Source organism: Chitinophaga filiformis (genome assembly GCF_900102545.1).
Classification (GTDB): Bacteria; Bacteroidota; Bacteroidia; order Chitinophagales; family Chitinophagaceae; genus Chitinophaga; species Chitinophaga filiformis.
Map to the genome: position 1 here is coordinate 1,042,504 of NZ_FNBN01000002.1, position 14,793 is coordinate 1,057,296.

The window sequence follows — 14,793 nt, forward strand, 5'->3', positions numbered from 1 at the left end:
CTTTTACTCTACAATGGTTCGAAAAGCAGGATCAATAAACAAACCAAAGATGTGATACCGGAAATAATTGATTTTTAGACAATTATTTTCTCCTATCGTCAATTCTGTGTAAGCGCTGTATGGCAGCGCTTCCCCGGCGAACGCTGCCGAAATCCAAAGAAGAAATTGCTATCGAAACCATGGTGCAACACTTCCATGGTACAATTGACGCAAGAGTTCTACACTTAAGGTAACCTGTTCACGTTTTAAAGAATATGCATATATAGCAGCGGGCCGAAAATAGCCATGGCATGATTTTACACCAATTCTCTTACTACTAAATCTAATTTCATGAAGGCAGCTGTTTTCCATAAAATCGGAGACATTCGTGTTGAGAATGTCGAGGATCCACGCATAGAACAATCCGAAGACATCATTGTGAAAGTCACATCTACCGCCATATGCGGCTCTGACCTGCATATTTATGACGGATTCTTTCCACAATTGAAAGACCAGGTAATGGGACATGAGTTCATGGGGATTGTTGAAGAAACAGGCCCTGGTGTATCAAAGCTGAAACGCGGCGATCGTGTGGTGGTGCCCTTTCCCATTGCCTGCGGACATTGTTATTTCTGCAATCTTGATTTACCTGTTCACTGTGAGCATAGTAACATTGAGCATTATGGTCCGCAGGGGGATATGACTTCCGGCAAAGGCGGTGGCTTGTTTGGCTATACCGATCTGTATGGCGCATATGCTGGCGGACAGGCCGAGTATGCGCGTGTACCGTTTGCTAACTTTGGTCCGCGGGTAGTGCCGGATAGTCTGACAGACGATCAGTCCTTGTTCCTGACTGATATCTTTCCTACTGGCTGGGCTGCTATAGATTGGGCGCAGCTGAGAGGTGGTGAGACGGTTGTTATCTTCGGCTCCGGTCCTGTCGGGTTAATGGCACAGAAGGCTGCGTGGCTGCAGGGTGCGGGCAGAGTCGTAGCGGTCGATCCGCTGGCTTACCGGCTGGATATGGCGAGGAATGTGAATCGTGTAGAGACGATTAATTCGTCTGAAGTTGATGCTGTGCAGACGATCTATGATATGACACATGGCCGTGGCGCAGATGTCTGTGTTGATGCTGTGGGTATGGAAGCTGATCGTAGTTTCTTAGAGAAAGTAAAGGCGACGGTCAACTTAGAGAAAGGGACTTCCAAAGTGATAGAGGATTGTTTTAAGGCGGTGCGCAGAGGCGGGACAGTCACGATTGTTGGAGTGTATGGGAGTATGTATGACAACTTCCCTGTGCATCGCATTTTTGATAAGGGTCTTACGATTAAGACGGGACAGGCGCCGGTGCAGAAGTATATTGATCTGCTTATATCTCTTGTTTCTTCAGGGCGGGTAACTTTGAATGATATTATTACGCATAATCTGCCGCTCTCTGCGGCGAGTGATGCGTATGATATGTTTAAGAAGAAGGAGGATGGGTGTGTGAAGGTCGTGTTGAAGCCATGAGCGCTTTCTTCTTCAGGCATTCTACGCAGAGATAGAAGCGGAGCAGCGGGTTTTCAGATGGGACCTCTGGCTGAGTTCTTTGAAGTTTTCTTGCTATGGGGCGAAAAAGGTCGTATTGGGCTGCTGGATAATTATTAAACCCCTGGTACAACGCGTCAGCTTAACTTCAAAGAACTTAGGCCAGAGGTCTCCATCTGAACCCGCTGCTGCGTTTAAAGAGATCCGATTGTAGCAAGGATTCCTCATATTAAATGCGTAGCGTAACTAGCTAATATCGCCTGCACATCCAGGTGCCAGGCTTATACTTTTGCAAGTAGCGTTGTTAACGTAGCACCACTTTCATTTTCAAGGTTGTGTATTACCCTGATAATTTCACTTTGTAATCGCTGATCAATGATGCCTTCTGACAGGTGACTGAACTTTTTAATGACGTCATCCCAGGTGAGTGGACGTGTGAAGAATCCTTTAAAGTCATCACATTTCTGTTCAAGCTCTTCTCCGTTGTCTAGTTTGATAGTTACCTTCACCGGCATCCTGTCGGGGTATACCGATGTGTAAGGATCAAGATAATCTACTACTTTACGGGGCGTTTTTAGAGGGAAGTTGGTGTGTGTACTTACTTTCCTTAGTAGTTCCTGTACGTCCGGACGACGGATGCGCTCTTTCAGGAACTGGTCCGGTGTTACTTCTCCATCAATTAATGCGACGGCAATTACGTAGGGCATACTGTGGTCTGCCTGTTCTTTGGTTTGTACCAGGTGACGATCTCCGTAGTGGCCTCCACCGACGATGTCGTAGGCCGTTTCGAAGGTGGTGACCTTTATTTCCTTTATCTCTCCCGGTACGAGGTTGTATTGCTGCCTTAACATCAGGGCGGCTTCGATGGCGGATTGTGTGTGGACTTCGGCGTTGTAACTTTTGAGTATACATTTCGGGATTAGTGAGAAGTCGCCTTTTTCCTGCCGGAAGTGAGGCTTCATGCCCGTCAGGTGTTCAAAACCTACTGACCCCTCAAAATAACTTACTGGTCCGGTAATGCCTTCCTTGGCCAGCAGCACGATCTGCATACAGGCGCTGGCTACCAGTGAAGAGGCCAGTCCTTTCCACTCGTAGGTGTACGATTGTCTGCTGCCTACTGCAGGATTAAAACTACAGGCTGCTGTTCCAATGGCATGTGCCGCCTGCTCTTCGTCCAGGGAAAACAATCTGCATAATGTAGCGGTAATAGAACAGGCCAGTAACATCGTGTGATCTATTCCTTTCATCATCACCGGTATCTCGTCTACCAGCTTGCATTGTACCTGGTAAGCAATAGCCATGGCCGTTAGTATATCCCTGCCACTTGCGTTTACCAGCTGTGAGGCGGCCAGGATAGCGCCTATATTGTCGCTCGGATGACAGGTGGCATCCTTGCCTAAGTAGTTGTCCATAAAATCCGGATAGCGGATCAGTTGTGTATACCATTGGGCCGCTCTGTCAACACCGGTAGTGCCCAATAAGGGTACGCTGCAATCTCCACTTTGTTGTAATACCTTTAGTTCTCTCAGACATTTCTGTATTGTGTCCTGCCGGGAGGCGTATATCATGGAGCCTATGGCATCCAATAAATGCCGTTTTAGCTGATCAGTAATATCGGTATCTAACTGACTGAAGGTTGACAGGTTTGCAAACCTGGCCATAGATGTAGTCAATGCCGAAGATGTAGTACCGGGCGCTGCACTGTTTGTTGCTGTAGTCATACTTGTAAGCTTAATTGTCTTATAGGCTTGATTGTAGTCACTCGAACCTGATTGTAATCACTTAATCTTAAGTACAATCACTGATCAGTTGAACAAGTTACGTACCACTTCGCTGTGCCATCTTTATCTCAGGTGTGGCAACAGGCATGTTAATTGATTTATTTACAGCGAACCAAACTGCAATATCATGATACAAAGAGATGGCGCACTCACCAGCTTGTGGCAGGGGAATACTGCTTCTTACATTGTTTCTAACAGGCCTGATAAAAATGTTGTGTACGATGTGATTATCGTGGGGGGCGGTATTACTGGTATCAGTACGGCATTGCTCCTGCAGGAGGCCGGTAAACAATGCCTGGTGCTGGAAGCGGTTGAGATAGGTTATGGTACTACGGGCGGCACAACAGCGCATCTGAATACCTTGCTGGACATCCCTTATTATGTTATTGCACAGAATTTTGGTGAAGAGAATGCAGCACATGTGGCAAGCGCAACTGCTGCAGCTATTGGGCTGATAAGGAATAATGTGCAACGTTTCGGGATAGATTGTGGATTTAAAGAGGCAGATGCTTATCTGTTTGCGCAGGATGCTGACCAGGAGAAAGAACTTGAAAAGATCCGGGAGACGTCTGCAAAAGCAGGACTGGATATTTCCTATGTACAGCAGATACCTGTCAGTATTCCCTTTACAAAAGCGGTAAGGACCAGGGGACAGGCTAAGTTTAGTCCGCTGGAATATGTGCATGGCATTGCAAAAGCATTTGAGGCTGCAGGTGGCGTTATCATGCAGGATTGTAAAGTGATCAATGTTGATAAGGAAAGTACAGTCAAAGTGCACACCAATGCAGGCGTGTTCTCTTCTGTGGATCTTATCTATGCAACACATATTCCTCCGGGTATTAATTTGCTGCATTTACGCTGTGCTCCTTACAGGAGTTATGCGATGGCGGTGACGCTGGAAGATGATGTGTACCCGGAGGATCTGAGTTATGACATGTACGATCCTTATCATTACTACCGTACACAGGCTGTTAAAGGAGAGACATACCTTATTGTCGGAGGCGAAGATCATAAGACGGGGCTCGAAACGAATACTGAAAAGTGTCTGCTGACGCTGGAGAGCCACGTCAGGAAATATTTCAAGGTGAAGGAAGTGGCTTACAAGTGGTCGTCTCAATATTTTGAACCCGCGGATGGCTTACCATATATTGGTTATCTGCCGGGCTCCGAAGATCATATTTATGTGGCTACAGGTTATGGTGGTAATGGAATGACTTATAGTTCTGTTGCGGCCTTACTGCTCAGGCAAATCATCCTTAAAGAGAAACCAGCACTCGAAAAACTGTTTGATCCTAACAGGATAAAACCGGTAGCGGGATTCAGCAACTTCGTCATGCACAACACGGATGTTATCAAGCAATTCTTTGGTAAACTGTTCTCCGCTGAAGAGATCAGTCAGTTGACAGAGCTGGCTCCGGGAGAAGGAAAGCTGGTGGAATATCATGATCGTAAAATTGCTTTATATAAGAGTGAGGAAGGACGGTTGTATGCGCTTAATCCGAACTGCACGCATATGAAGTGTGACGTAAAATGGAATCAGGCGGAGAAGTCGTGGGATTGCCCTTGTCATGGTACACGATACAATTATGATGGTAAAGTGATGACTGGTCCGGCGGATACTGACCTGGAAGGTATTGCGTTGACGTGAGTGTAAAGGAGATCAACGCCTATCGCTAATAGATAGTTTTCAATAACGGTGCTGGTGACATCTAAAGAATATTTGATCTTGACTTTAGTTTAATTTAATAATGAACATAATGCAATGACAAGGTATGATTGATTATGGTTATGATCTTGACACAATAAATAACATTTCTGATATACTGAAGCATAAGGGCGAAACACTGGCAGTAGCGGAAAGTGTGACCGCCGGTCAGTTACAGGTTGCGTTTTCTCTAGCGGAAGGCGCTACGCAGATCTTCCAGGGTGGTATTACGGCTTATAATATCGGACAGAAATCCAGGCATCTGCTGATAGATCCCATTCATGGGGCTAATTGCAATTGTGTATCTGAAAAAGTAGCTGATCAGATGGCGGCGCAGGTTGTATCACTTTTTGCAGCAGACTGGGGCATTGCTATTACCGGCTATGCTTCTCCTGTACCTGAACAGAACATACATGATTTGTTTGCCTATTATACAATTTATTACAGGAATAAATGCATCAAACATGAACGCATTACTGCCCCGCACAATGATATATTGACGGTCAGACTGCATTTTACGAATGCTGTATTGCGGAAATTTTATGATGCCTGCCGCACTATTAACATCTGACCCCGGATGTGGAATAATCTTTGTCGCTTTCTTCTCTAAAAACGCGTCTTATGGAAAGATTGTCCCTTGAGAAAGAAACCGTACATGTTGACTATACCGGGGAAGGTGTTCCCGAGTCAGTAAAAAATTTCCGTCCTAATGTATTCAGAGATGGAGACATGTACCATTGCATCCTGGGCTGTGATCAGGAGACGGCCGTATTTGGAAGTGGTCATTCAGTAGAAGAGGCTTTGCTCGAATGGGATCATGCTTACCAGGATAAAACGAAGAAACCAAACCATGGATGAACATGGGATTAAAAAAGGCCATTCATATAAACAGAATGGCCTTTTTTATCTACTGAAATTATTGAGATTATCAGGGAGTTCCTTCTGTCATATTATCGTTATTATCACTACCCCTGCTGTACGTATTATTCTCCTCGTCTTCTGCGCCAATGTCTTCATTGTCGTCATCCAGTTCTGCACCGGGCACATCGAGATCGGCACCGGATGTTTCTTCTCCAAAGCTGGCTTCATTTAACGGATCACCTTCATCGTCGGTACTATCCAGGGAGGCTCTTCTTAGTCCGTCGGCATCTTCTTCTCCCGGCGTGATATTGGCACTGTCTTCCAGATCCCGTCGTTCCTCATCAGTAACATCAGATTCATTGTCTATGTCATCTTCATCATCCAGGATGCCTTTTCCTTCCTCATCATCGGAAGATATGGTGGTATCAGCCAATTCACCGAGAGGTGGTACATGTATATGTTCCTGTCCGGGGATATCTGATACATCGGGTAGCTCCATGTCTATCTCTTCACGTTGCATCTTCTTTTCGTCCTGCGGACTATCCTGTAGATCCTGTTTTTCTTCAGTGCTTTTTATACGTGTGAATGCTTTTTCCATATTCATTACTTTTTAGTTTTTATTGCCCTGGTCCCTGGTTTTGCGATTGGCCTGCATGACCAGATAAACCACGACGATAATAACAACCACTATCAGCGCAATCAATAATGTCATATATTGTTTACTGAGAAGTAATACAAATAATCTGCCATGCCGGCAGCGCTCAGTTTGCTGTCTGACTGGTTTACTTCATTCTGTTTTTATGATACCGGGGAATACCTGCTTAATGAGGTGATGGCAGCTATATCATCTTTTCCTACCCCGCAAGCGGAGCGGATAAACGTGGATGAAAAGCCTCTTATGGAGAATAGCTGGGAATATTTATGCACAAAGCCGGGGACCCGATATAAGCCGGCAACCTTATGAGTGTTTTGTCTCATAATGGCTGGCATTATGCCTGTCGATATATGGGGCATATGTTTATACCTGGGTAAAAAGCTTTTTCAGCTCTTTTACCAGGTCGTATATGGAGGTTGGCTTCTGTATACAACGGAAGGCACCTTTATTGATAGCTTCCTGTTGAAGGCTGTAATCTATGCAGGTGGAATAAAGGATGATAGGGATGTGCCGTAGCTCTTTCTTCTTTTTGATCTCTTCCAGACAGGCCAGACCATTATATCCTGGCATGTTATAGTCGAGCAGAATAAGATCTGGTTTTGTAACCCGTAATACGCCGTAAGCCATCTCGGCTCCTTCGGCCCAGTTACAGGTACTATCATTTCCTGCCATTTCTACCGCCTCGTTTAAAATCTCTATTTCATCGGCATCGTCATCGATCAGAAGTATGGACCTTACCATATGGAAAATATTAAAGCAGTGAGACAATTGCATTCAAGGGATAATCGCTATCCGTCGTGTGTCAATAGTTATTTTTCGTAAAAGGGTATCAGCGTTCCTGTTGGATGAAAGGAAAAACAATGCAAAAGCATTATCTTTTTTAAGACCTGATAACAAGATCAAACGGTTAATGGCCCAAACCGTTGCGCAATTAAATTTAAGGTATTTTTACTGATACCCCAAAAGAAACATGATGTAGATCATACTTTTATGATGTATGGAGTTCAAAATTTCAAAATGTATAATTCAAAAATCCAATGTACCTTCCTTGCAGACAGAAAACCAGGTAAGCAAATGATGTTGATCCATCGAGGTAAATTCACGTTAAAGCGGGAGAACAGTATACATGCTGCCGCATTCTGTATCCTGCATGCCGCGGCGGAGCAGCTTACCCAACATCTCCACCTCTTACATCCCGAAGAACTATCTTATTACGAAACATTAAAATTTGACAAACGCCGGGAGAGTTATCTTTTAGGCAGGATCTCTGCCAAAAAAGCTATCGGTGCATTATCCCTTTTTGAAGATCTGGGTAAGATTGCCATCGAATCCGGCATCTTTCAGTTCCCGGTAGTAAAGTATGCCATTACCCGCAACCTGCAGGTCAGTATTACCCATTGCGAAGGCTTAGGGATCGCTCTTTCTTACCCGGAAGTACATCCACTGGGTATTGACCTGGAACGGACAGATAAGGCCAATACAGAGGCAATTAAGGAACAGCTGACTCCTGCCGAGCTGGCGCTGACAAGAACATCTCAGCTACCCGAGGACGTAGCCTGCACGATGGTATGGACGATGAAAGAAGCGCTTTCTAAGGTGCTCCGGACCGGATTGACGGTGGATCTGAAACTACTGGAGATCCAGTCGCTGGCGAAGGAAGGGGACGTTTATACCAGTCATTTCCGGCATCTCATTCAATACCGGGCGATTTCCTGTTATGCCGGGGCATATGTCTGTTCAATAGTAGTGCCTGGTAAGACGACACCCGAGCTGGAAGAATTCTGGCGGTTTTTCAGGGAAACGGTGTCGTAATGATTTAAAATCTTTGTGGTGCACCGTACCCGTTCCGGGGTTAAAACCGATCCCGGATTGCATCCAACCCGGGGTTGAAACCGATTCGGGATTGCACCCAACCCGGGGTTGAAAACCCCGGGCTACAAACAATGAGACCCCTACCGGGGTCTATCGCGCGAGTGATTCCGTTATGTAGTACGCTTTAACCATGACGTATACATGCCGTATACCCGACGCATCCATGCCTTTGGGTTGGACCTGGGAGGAGTATTATCAGGCATCCATTGCACCGATAGCGTCCGACTATACTACGATCCTTAACCTATAGGCGCTATAGTCCTACATTAGGCCTGCCGTTCTATAGCGATGGCTATAGAACAGTGCCTATAATGCCATAGTATAGAGCCTATAGGTTATAGGTCGCACCCTTATGGTAAACTTATAGTACGCTAATAGCATACTTATGTACAATATGGTAACCAGCTTACAACAATAAAGTATCTATTCTGTGGGCCTGAACCAGCTGGACCTGTTCTGACCAGGAGAAGACGGTAAAATAACCATCCTGGGAGGCAACCAATGCAAGTGCATCCCGTTGATCATGAACGAATTGTGCTGCGGAAAGGTGGCGGGTACCTCCTATTGCGGACGGATGCATCAGCTCGGGAGTTCCCCCTATTACGGGTTCAATCATCACCACCCTGTCTACGCCCCTTGAAGACCAGGCCGCCCGGGTGATCTTTGCCCCGAAGGTCAGCAGTTCGTGGCGGTCGTTGATGAGGGTAGCGCCGTCTACGGCGGTCAAGCCGGTGATATTGTCTACTTCCCGGCGCATGGCGTTCTGCCAGTATATTTCAGTCACTTTACTTCCGTCCTGGTGGAGGAGGTCCGCTACGCCCGTAAAAGCGGGAGAAACGGGATATGTGAGAGGATGTACGATGGACTCTTTCCATTTATCGCTGTCTGAGGGTACCAGCAGCAGGATGCCGCCCCTTTTATGCGCCCGCATGGAGACAGCGATCTGGATCAGGACGTTTACCGGGTCATTCCATACGGCGGAAGAGGTAAGTCCCAGCAGTGAGGTCAGGATATCAGGACTATCCGGCAGTAATCCGCAGGATTCATCCACGATCTTTACCTGGTCGCCTTTTAGCACCGCTACGTTGGCAAATTTACCCAGTCCGACGCTGCGGCGGTGTTTAACCACGAGCAAGCCGGGTTCGGATACGTCCAGCACAAAGCAGAAATTAGGCAGTTTAAGGGTGGTGCCCCATATATACAGGTGATCTCCTTCATACCAGATACCTACATGTACGCCGGCCCTTTCTACACCGGGAGCCAGTTTAGTGAGCACACGTACGTCAAAAGGTAGCTTTTGTGCAAATTTCAATGGTTTCCCTGCCTGACAGGGGTTCAGGAATGCCAGGGAGATACGGGTAGGGTTACCTTCTTCCCTACGCAGACTGGCCCAGAAGGCCACGTCGAGCATTTTCTCAATAAATTTGGCCTGTGGAACCGTGGCAAGGTCTTCTTCCCCACTCACAGCGGCAATGGCCAGGTGTTTGGAAAAATGAGTTTCTATCTGGTCGGCTACCTTCACGGCAGCCTGATAAGTTGAGTCAAGAGTCAAATCCATAGCTATACAATACAATTAGCGCCAACATCAAAATTAACCTTTTATTCTATGCCCCAAAATATACCACTTATTCCCTTCATATGCCTTCTTATGACATTTCGGCTAAAATGCGCAGGGATTATGATGATCTTAGTGTCTCCTCTTTAAGCCAGGATATGGTTATGGTCATGAGAAGGAATGTCATCCCCAGGCATTCCTTTCTCTTTTTATTTGAAGATCTTAAAGGCTTGCAAAAATTCGTCGATATAACGGCGGCTGAAAAAGAGGGTCTCCCCATCTCTGAAGAAGATCTCGTTATTGATTACGTTGATCTTGGTGACTTCTTTCACGTTCACAATATAATTCCTGTGTACGCGGCAGAACTGGAGAGCAGGCAACTGTATCTGTAGATCCTTGAGCGACTGCTGGATCACGAATTTCTCGGTATGGCAGACCACCTTACTGTACTTTCCGTCCACTTCTATGTACCGGATGTCATCAATGGCGATCCTTTGCAGGAGGTTACCCTTTTTGATGAACAGGGTCTCAGAAGCGGGAGGCAATGCCTGCGCAGGGGGTGCCGCAGCCTCCTGTTTGAACTTTGAGAGGGCCAGTTCTATGGCATATTGCAGTTCCAGCGGGTTATATGGCTTAAGCAGGTAATTGTAGGGCGATGTGAACTTGGCGAGCCGGAAGGTAGTATTATCGTTTGCGCTGGTCAGGAAGATAAAGGGGCGCTTTTGCTCCCGGTGTTCGTTGATAGTTTCGGCAAAGAGGATCCCATCCGGTTTATCACCCAGGTAAATGTCAATCAGGCAGATGTCAGGGAGCTCCTCGTCATAAGCAGCCACCGCATCTTTCAACATGGTGGTGATCCTTATGTCAGTACAGCCCAGTTTACGTAAAAAACTCTCCAGGAAATCCGCTTCGGCCGGACTATCTTCCAGGATGAGTACTTTCAGTTCCTTCATAATGTTCATTGACAGGCAGGCAGACTACAATACGGGTGCCGGCGCCCACGCTGCCGGTAATGCGTAATGTACCACCGTTCTTTTCCGTCATGGCCTTTACCAGCCATAGTCCAAGTCCGGTACTCCTGCTGCCCGCGGTATCTTGTTGTATACGTTTTGTATCCCGTTTGTAAATAGCCTGTATGATCTTTTCGTCCATTCCAATACCCGTATCCTGCACGGTTACTTCACAGCTATTCCCGATGGTTTCTGCGGAGATAGTGATGGTACCGCTGGCATGCGTGTATTTGATCGCGTTATCGATAATATTTCTGAAGATGATCTTGACCGTATTCAGGTCTGCATAAAAGTTCATTCCCTCAGGTACCTCATTGATGATACTGATCCTTTTCAGGGCAGCGCCTGCATTGAAATCGTAGGCTACCTGTGCGATGATCCTGTTGGCATCATGCTGTTCCCTTTGCAGGCTTAGCTGGCCAGTCTGGCCTAATGACCAATACAGCAGGTTGTTTAAGAGTGCATAGGTATTGTCGGAGATCTTTTCAATATTCTCTGACAATGCCGTTGCTTCCCTGATCTTGTTACGGGCAAGGGTATCTTTCAGATAGGACAGGTTGATCTTGAGGTGATTTACGGGAGAACGCAGGTCGTGCGCCACAATAGAGAACAACTGGTCTTTCGTTTCATTGAGCAGCTCCAGCTTATCGTTCTGTTCTGCAATAATGCGGTTTCGTTTACTCGTTTGCCGGTAGGCATAATAGATCAGTCCAGCGCAGGACAGGAAGAATAATGAGAGGATAAAGAAGGTATTCCGCTGCCATCTTCTTCTTGTCAGTTCTGCTTCACGCAGCTTATTTTCCTGCCGCAGTATCTGTAATTTATATTCCTGCTGCTGGATAGCGATCTTCTTTTCCTGTTCTGCCAGTTCCCATATCTTATCGCGGTTGGCGATCTCCGCTTCCAGCTGTTCATATTCCTTTCTGTAGCCCAGTGCGGCCTCAAAATGCCCGGTGCGTTCTTCCACGATGGCTAAGTTAAGGTATACCTTACTGCGGATCTTCGGATCACTGGCCTTTTTAGCCAGGTTAAGCGCCCGTTGCAGGTAGCTCCAGGCCTCCTTCTGACGCACCTGCTGATCGTACAGCAGAGCGGTGTTCAGGAATGAATTCACCAGCGCAGTGGTGTCTTTCAGGTTTTCGGCAACGGCTATACTTTTTTCGAACTGTTCCTGTGCTTCGTCGAAGCGTCTCAGGTGGAGCAGGCATACGCCCGTATTGTTCAGGATCTTCCTGGCCACTACCGGCTCATAGAGATGGAAGTAGCGCTTTTTCACGAGATCGAGATATTCCAGGGACTTGTTGAAGTCCTTCTGTTCAAGGTAGATCTCTCCTACGTTGGGATAGATGTTTGCCTGGATATTGATATCAAGTGCGGGAACGGCTGTCAGTTTCAGGTATTCCGACAGCGCTTCCTTATAGAAGTCCTTATAGTAGAGGATCTTGGCCTTCAGGAACCTTACCGTGAGTGTGCGCGGTGCGAGGGAATTGCTATCGGTGATAGCGGTAATGGTAGACGCGTATTTAAATCCATCGTCCAGGTTACCGCTATCGAGGGCGGCATGGCATTGATGGAAATAGCGGGACACCATACTATCCTGCCCCGGCGGCAGCTGACTACACACATTACATTGCTGTGTGATCAGCTGCCGGATTGCGGCAGGCAGATTAATTTTCTGTGCAGACACCCTGTTGAGGGTACTACAGCATAACAATAAAATAAGCAGCTGGTAACACAGGAATCTTAGCATGCGGATCAGGTCTTCTCAACGCTGGTAACAGTACCATTGGTTGTTTCAGGATCACCAATAACATAACGTACACGGATAGCCGGCATTTCGCGACCTTCCACGCAGTAACGGAATTTGATCTCCCATAATGAATAGGCATAAATTTCAGGATGGCCTGCCGGATTGTCATAGATAATATTGACATCCCTTACTTCGATAGGGCCATTCCAGATCTCGATTACTCCACAGTCAGAAATGTTTTCATCCAGATGTACGTTCCTGGCATGGTCTGGCAGGTACATATGGAGGTTCACATCATAACAATTCTGAAAATCACCGGATTTACGTAGTGAAACCAGTGGTTCCTTAGATGATAATTGTCCCATCAAACCTGATGCAAGTAACCTGATGCTTTGTGTTTTGATCTTTGCTTTAGACGGCTCTGTAGCCTGAAACGTGCCGGTAGCACTTCCGGCAAGTGGTTGTTGTGTGTCCAAGGGATAAGGGTTTAAGTACCAAATATAAATAAATTATTATAATGAGAGATGGCAAAGATTTTGTGCTGTAAGCCACATATACACTATACATATGGCTTTTATAGATTATTACAAGGTACTTGGAGTAGATAAAAAAGCCTCCCAGGACGAGATAAAGAAAGCATACAGGAAGCTTGCCAGGAAACATCATCCCGACATCAACCCAAACGATAAGGAGGCGCAGATTAAGTTTCAGCAGATCAACGAGGCCAACGAGGTATTGAGCGACCCCGAGAAACGTAAAAAATACGATGCTTACGGAGAGCACTGGCAGCATGCAGACCAGTATGAGAAGGCCAGACAGCAACAGGGCAGCAGCGGTTTTGGTGAACAACAGGGTTATGGTGGTTTCGGCGGACAGGACTTCGGAGATTTTTCCGAGGGACAGTTTTCCGACTTTTTCGAATCCCTCTTTGGAAGCCGTACCGGTGGAGGCCGACGTAAGTTCCGTGGCCAAGACTACAATGCAGAGTTACATATCAGCCTGCGGGATGCTTATATTACTCATCAGCATACGCTTAGCGTCAATGATAAACAACTGAGGATCACCATACCGGCAGGTATTGCCAACGGACAGGTAATCAAACTAAAAGGACACGGTGCACCGGGCGGGAACGGAGGACCAAACGGAGATCTCTATATTACTTTCGTGATAGCTGAAGATCCTGTATTCAAAAGAGTAGACAACGATCTCTACATGAATGTGGATCTGGATCTTTATACGGCCATACTGGGAGGAGATGTCACTATCGATACATTGAGTGGAAAAGTGAAACTGAAAGTGAAGCCGGAAACACAGAATGGTACCAAGGCCAGGCTGAAAGGCAAAGGGTTTCCGGTGTATAAACAGGAAAATGTGTTCGGAGACCTGATCATCACTTATTCTATATTGCTTCCGACCAATCTGACAGAGGCGCAGAAAGAACTATTCAGGCAACTGGCCGCATCATCACATTAAACTATCCGTTATGCAAACAGCACTGATAGCCATCACCCAATATTGCAGTATACATGAAATTGAAGCTGACTTTATTAACTCACTGGCAGATGAAGGACTAATAGCCATTACCGTTGTAGAAGGCGACCGTTTCATTTCCGAGGAGCAGCTGCAGGACCTGGAGCTGTATACCCGCTGGTATAGTGAGATGGGGATCAATACGGCCGGCATTGAAGTGATCAAACACCTGCTGGATAAGATCCATCATATGCAGATGGAGATAACGGGACTGAGGGAACGACTGCATTTGTATGAAGCGTTTTGAGATGATTTTAACAGGCATGGGTATGCCTGATTATTATTGATAAATTATCAACCATGAATAAATTTTTCAGAGCAATTATTGCATTTTGGGGCGCGAAGAAATTCGGGGGAGGTTGTTTGGGAAGCATTGTGTTGTTTATTATTATTTATTGGGCGCTGGGGCATTGTAATTGATTTCATAGGGAATTGTGATTATCATCCGTGATGGATTTCATAGAGTTGTTAGGCGTGATGTTTCCCCGAGAGGTGTTACCAATTCGGGGTTATGAACCCAATATGGCGGTGAAAACGATACGCGGGTTATGAATCAACCCGTGGTTGA

Annotated in this window: 14 protein-coding genes; 7 read left to right on the forward strand and 7 right to left on the reverse strand. The window is 46.3% G+C overall.

Annotation, left to right across the window (positions count from 1 at the left end; genetic code table 11):
* Window positions 1-330: 330 nt before the first annotated feature.
* The gene (locus tag BLR32_RS10705; RefSeq protein ID WP_089831434.1) at window positions 331-1,488 is read left to right on the forward strand and encodes a zinc-dependent alcohol dehydrogenase; all 1,158 of its coding nucleotides are present in this window, start codon (window positions 331-333) and stop codon (window positions 1,486-1,488) included.
* A 299-nt stretch (window positions 1,489-1,787) separates the two neighbouring features.
* On the opposite strand, the gene BLR32_RS10710 is transcribed toward BLR32_RS10705, so the two are convergent.
* Window positions 1,788-3,227 carry an MmgE/PrpD family protein gene (locus BLR32_RS10710; protein ID WP_089831436.1) on the reverse strand — a complete coding sequence of 480 codons (1,440 nt, stop codon included), beginning with the start codon at window positions 3,225-3,227 and terminating at the stop codon, window positions 1,788-1,790.
* 187 nt (window positions 3,228-3,414) lie between these two features.
* Between BLR32_RS10710 and BLR32_RS10715 the strand changes: the two genes are divergently transcribed.
* The 3 genes from BLR32_RS10715 (at window position 3,415) to BLR32_RS10725 (ending at window position 5,850) form a co-directional block, all read left to right on the forward strand.
* The gene (locus tag BLR32_RS10715) at window positions 3,415-4,935 is read left to right on the forward strand and encodes an FAD-dependent oxidoreductase (RefSeq protein WP_089831438.1); all 1,521 of its coding nucleotides are present in this window, start codon (window positions 3,415-3,417) and stop codon (window positions 4,933-4,935) included.
* Window positions 4,936-5,059: 124 nt separating this feature from the next.
* On the forward strand, window positions 5,060-5,563 hold the full coding sequence (locus BLR32_RS10720; RefSeq protein ID WP_089831440.1) for a CinA family protein: 504 nt from the start codon (window positions 5,060-5,062) through the stop codon (window positions 5,561-5,563).
* Between the two features lie 50 nt (window positions 5,564-5,613).
* The gene (locus BLR32_RS10725; RefSeq protein ID WP_089831442.1) at window positions 5,614-5,850 is read left to right on the forward strand and encodes a hypothetical protein; all 237 of its coding nucleotides are present in this window, start codon (window positions 5,614-5,616) and stop codon (window positions 5,848-5,850) included.
* Window positions 5,851-5,920: 70 nt separating this feature from the next.
* Here the strand turns inward: BLR32_RS10725 and BLR32_RS10730 are convergent, their stop codons facing one another.
* Window positions 5,921-6,451, reverse strand: a complete 531-nt coding sequence (locus BLR32_RS10730; RefSeq protein ID WP_143011432.1) for a hypothetical protein — start codon at window positions 6,449-6,451, stop codon at window positions 5,921-5,923.
* A gap of 420 nt (window positions 6,452-6,871) precedes the next feature.
* Window positions 6,872-7,249 (reverse strand): response regulator, encoded by a 378-nt coding sequence (locus tag BLR32_RS10740; RefSeq protein ID WP_176842230.1) that lies wholly within the window; start codon window positions 7,247-7,249, stop codon window positions 6,872-6,874.
* A 276-nt stretch (window positions 7,250-7,525) separates the two neighbouring features.
* Here BLR32_RS10740 and BLR32_RS10745 point away from each other — a divergent pair, with 276 nt between their 5' ends.
* Window positions 7,526-8,320: a 4'-phosphopantetheinyl transferase superfamily protein gene (locus BLR32_RS10745; RefSeq protein ID WP_176842231.1), complete on the forward strand. Its 795-nt coding sequence runs from the start codon at window positions 7,526-7,528 to the stop codon at window positions 8,318-8,320.
* Between the two features lie 466 nt (window positions 8,321-8,786).
* Here the strand turns inward: BLR32_RS10745 and BLR32_RS10750 are convergent, their stop codons facing one another.
* The 4 genes from BLR32_RS10750 to BLR32_RS10765 all read right to left on the reverse strand — a co-directional run bounded on the left by BLR32_RS10750 (window position 8,787) and on the right by BLR32_RS10765 (window position 13,171).
* Window positions 8,787-9,938, reverse strand: a complete 1,152-nt coding sequence (locus BLR32_RS10750) for a putative sensor domain DACNV-containing protein (protein ID WP_176842232.1) — start codon at window positions 9,936-9,938, stop codon at window positions 8,787-8,789.
* A gap of 206 nt (window positions 9,939-10,144) precedes the next feature.
* The gene (locus BLR32_RS10755; protein ID WP_176842233.1) at window positions 10,145-10,888 is read right to left on the reverse strand and encodes a LytR/AlgR family response regulator transcription factor; all 744 of its coding nucleotides are present in this window, start codon (window positions 10,886-10,888) and stop codon (window positions 10,145-10,147) included.
* The gene (locus BLR32_RS10760) at window positions 10,854-12,695 is read right to left on the reverse strand and encodes a sensor histidine kinase (protein ID WP_089831454.1); all 1,842 of its coding nucleotides are present in this window, start codon (window positions 12,693-12,695) and stop codon (window positions 10,854-10,856) included. The genes BLR32_RS10755 and BLR32_RS10760 overlap by 35 nt, the downstream gene beginning before the upstream one ends.
* 5 nt (window positions 12,696-12,700) lie before the next feature.
* On the reverse strand, window positions 12,701-13,171 hold the full coding sequence (locus tag BLR32_RS10765; protein WP_089831456.1) for a hypothetical protein: 471 nt from the start codon (window positions 13,169-13,171) through the stop codon (window positions 12,701-12,703).
* A gap of 91 nt (window positions 13,172-13,262) precedes the next feature.
* Here BLR32_RS10765 and BLR32_RS10770 point away from each other — a divergent pair, with 91 nt between their 5' ends.
* Both BLR32_RS10770 and BLR32_RS10775 read left to right on the forward strand, forming a co-directional pair.
* Window positions 13,263-14,168 (forward strand): DnaJ C-terminal domain-containing protein, encoded by a 906-nt coding sequence (locus BLR32_RS10770; protein ID WP_089831458.1) that lies wholly within the window; start codon window positions 13,263-13,265, stop codon window positions 14,166-14,168.
* 10 nt (window positions 14,169-14,178) lie between these two features.
* A complete protein-coding gene (locus BLR32_RS10775) occupies window positions 14,179-14,472 on the forward strand; it encodes a chaperone modulator CbpM (RefSeq protein WP_089831460.1) in 294 nt (97 codons plus the stop codon).
* Window positions 14,473-14,793: the final 321 nt, after the last annotated feature.

Bases quoted from the DNA above. Each gene is read 5' to 3' on its own strand.
- BLR32_RS10705 (WP_089831434.1), top strand. From the start codon at position 331: ATGAAGGCAGCTGTTTTCCATAAAATCGGAGACATTCGTGTTGAGAAT.
- BLR32_RS10710 (WP_089831436.1), bottom strand. From the start codon at position 3,227: ATGACTACAGCAACAAACAGTGCAGCGCCCGGTACTACATCTTCGGCA.
- BLR32_RS10715 (WP_089831438.1), top strand. From the start codon at position 3,415: ATGATACAAAGAGATGGCGCACTCACCAGCTTGTGGCAGGGGAATACT.
- BLR32_RS10720 (WP_089831440.1), top strand. From the start codon at position 5,060: ATGATTGATTATGGTTATGATCTTGACACAATAAATAACATTTCTGAT.
- BLR32_RS10725 (WP_089831442.1), top strand. From the start codon at position 5,614: ATGGAAAGATTGTCCCTTGAGAAAGAAACCGTACATGTTGACTATACC.
- BLR32_RS10730 (WP_143011432.1), bottom strand. From the start codon at position 6,451: ATGGAAAAAGCATTCACACGTATAAAAAGCACTGAAGAAAAACAGGAT.
- BLR32_RS10740 (WP_176842230.1), bottom strand. From the start codon at position 7,249: ATGGTAAGGTCCATACTTCTGATCGATGACGATGCCGATGAAATAGAG.
- BLR32_RS10745 (WP_176842231.1), top strand. From the start codon at position 7,526: ATGTATAATTCAAAAATCCAATGTACCTTCCTTGCAGACAGAAAACCA.
- BLR32_RS10750 (WP_176842232.1), bottom strand. From the start codon at position 9,938: ATGGATTTGACTCTTGACTCAACTTATCAGGCTGCCGTGAAGGTAGCC.
- BLR32_RS10755 (WP_176842233.1), bottom strand. From the start codon at position 10,888: ATGAAGGAACTGAAAGTACTCATCCTGGAAGATAGTCCGGCCGAAGCG.
- BLR32_RS10760 (WP_089831454.1), bottom strand. From the start codon at position 12,695: ATGCTAAGATTCCTGTGTTACCAGCTGCTTATTTTATTGTTATGCTGT.
- BLR32_RS10770 (WP_089831458.1), top strand. From the start codon at position 13,263: ATGGCTTTTATAGATTATTACAAGGTACTTGGAGTAGATAAAAAAGCC.
- BLR32_RS10775 (WP_089831460.1), top strand. From the start codon at position 14,179: ATGCAAACAGCACTGATAGCCATCACCCAATATTGCAGTATACATGAA.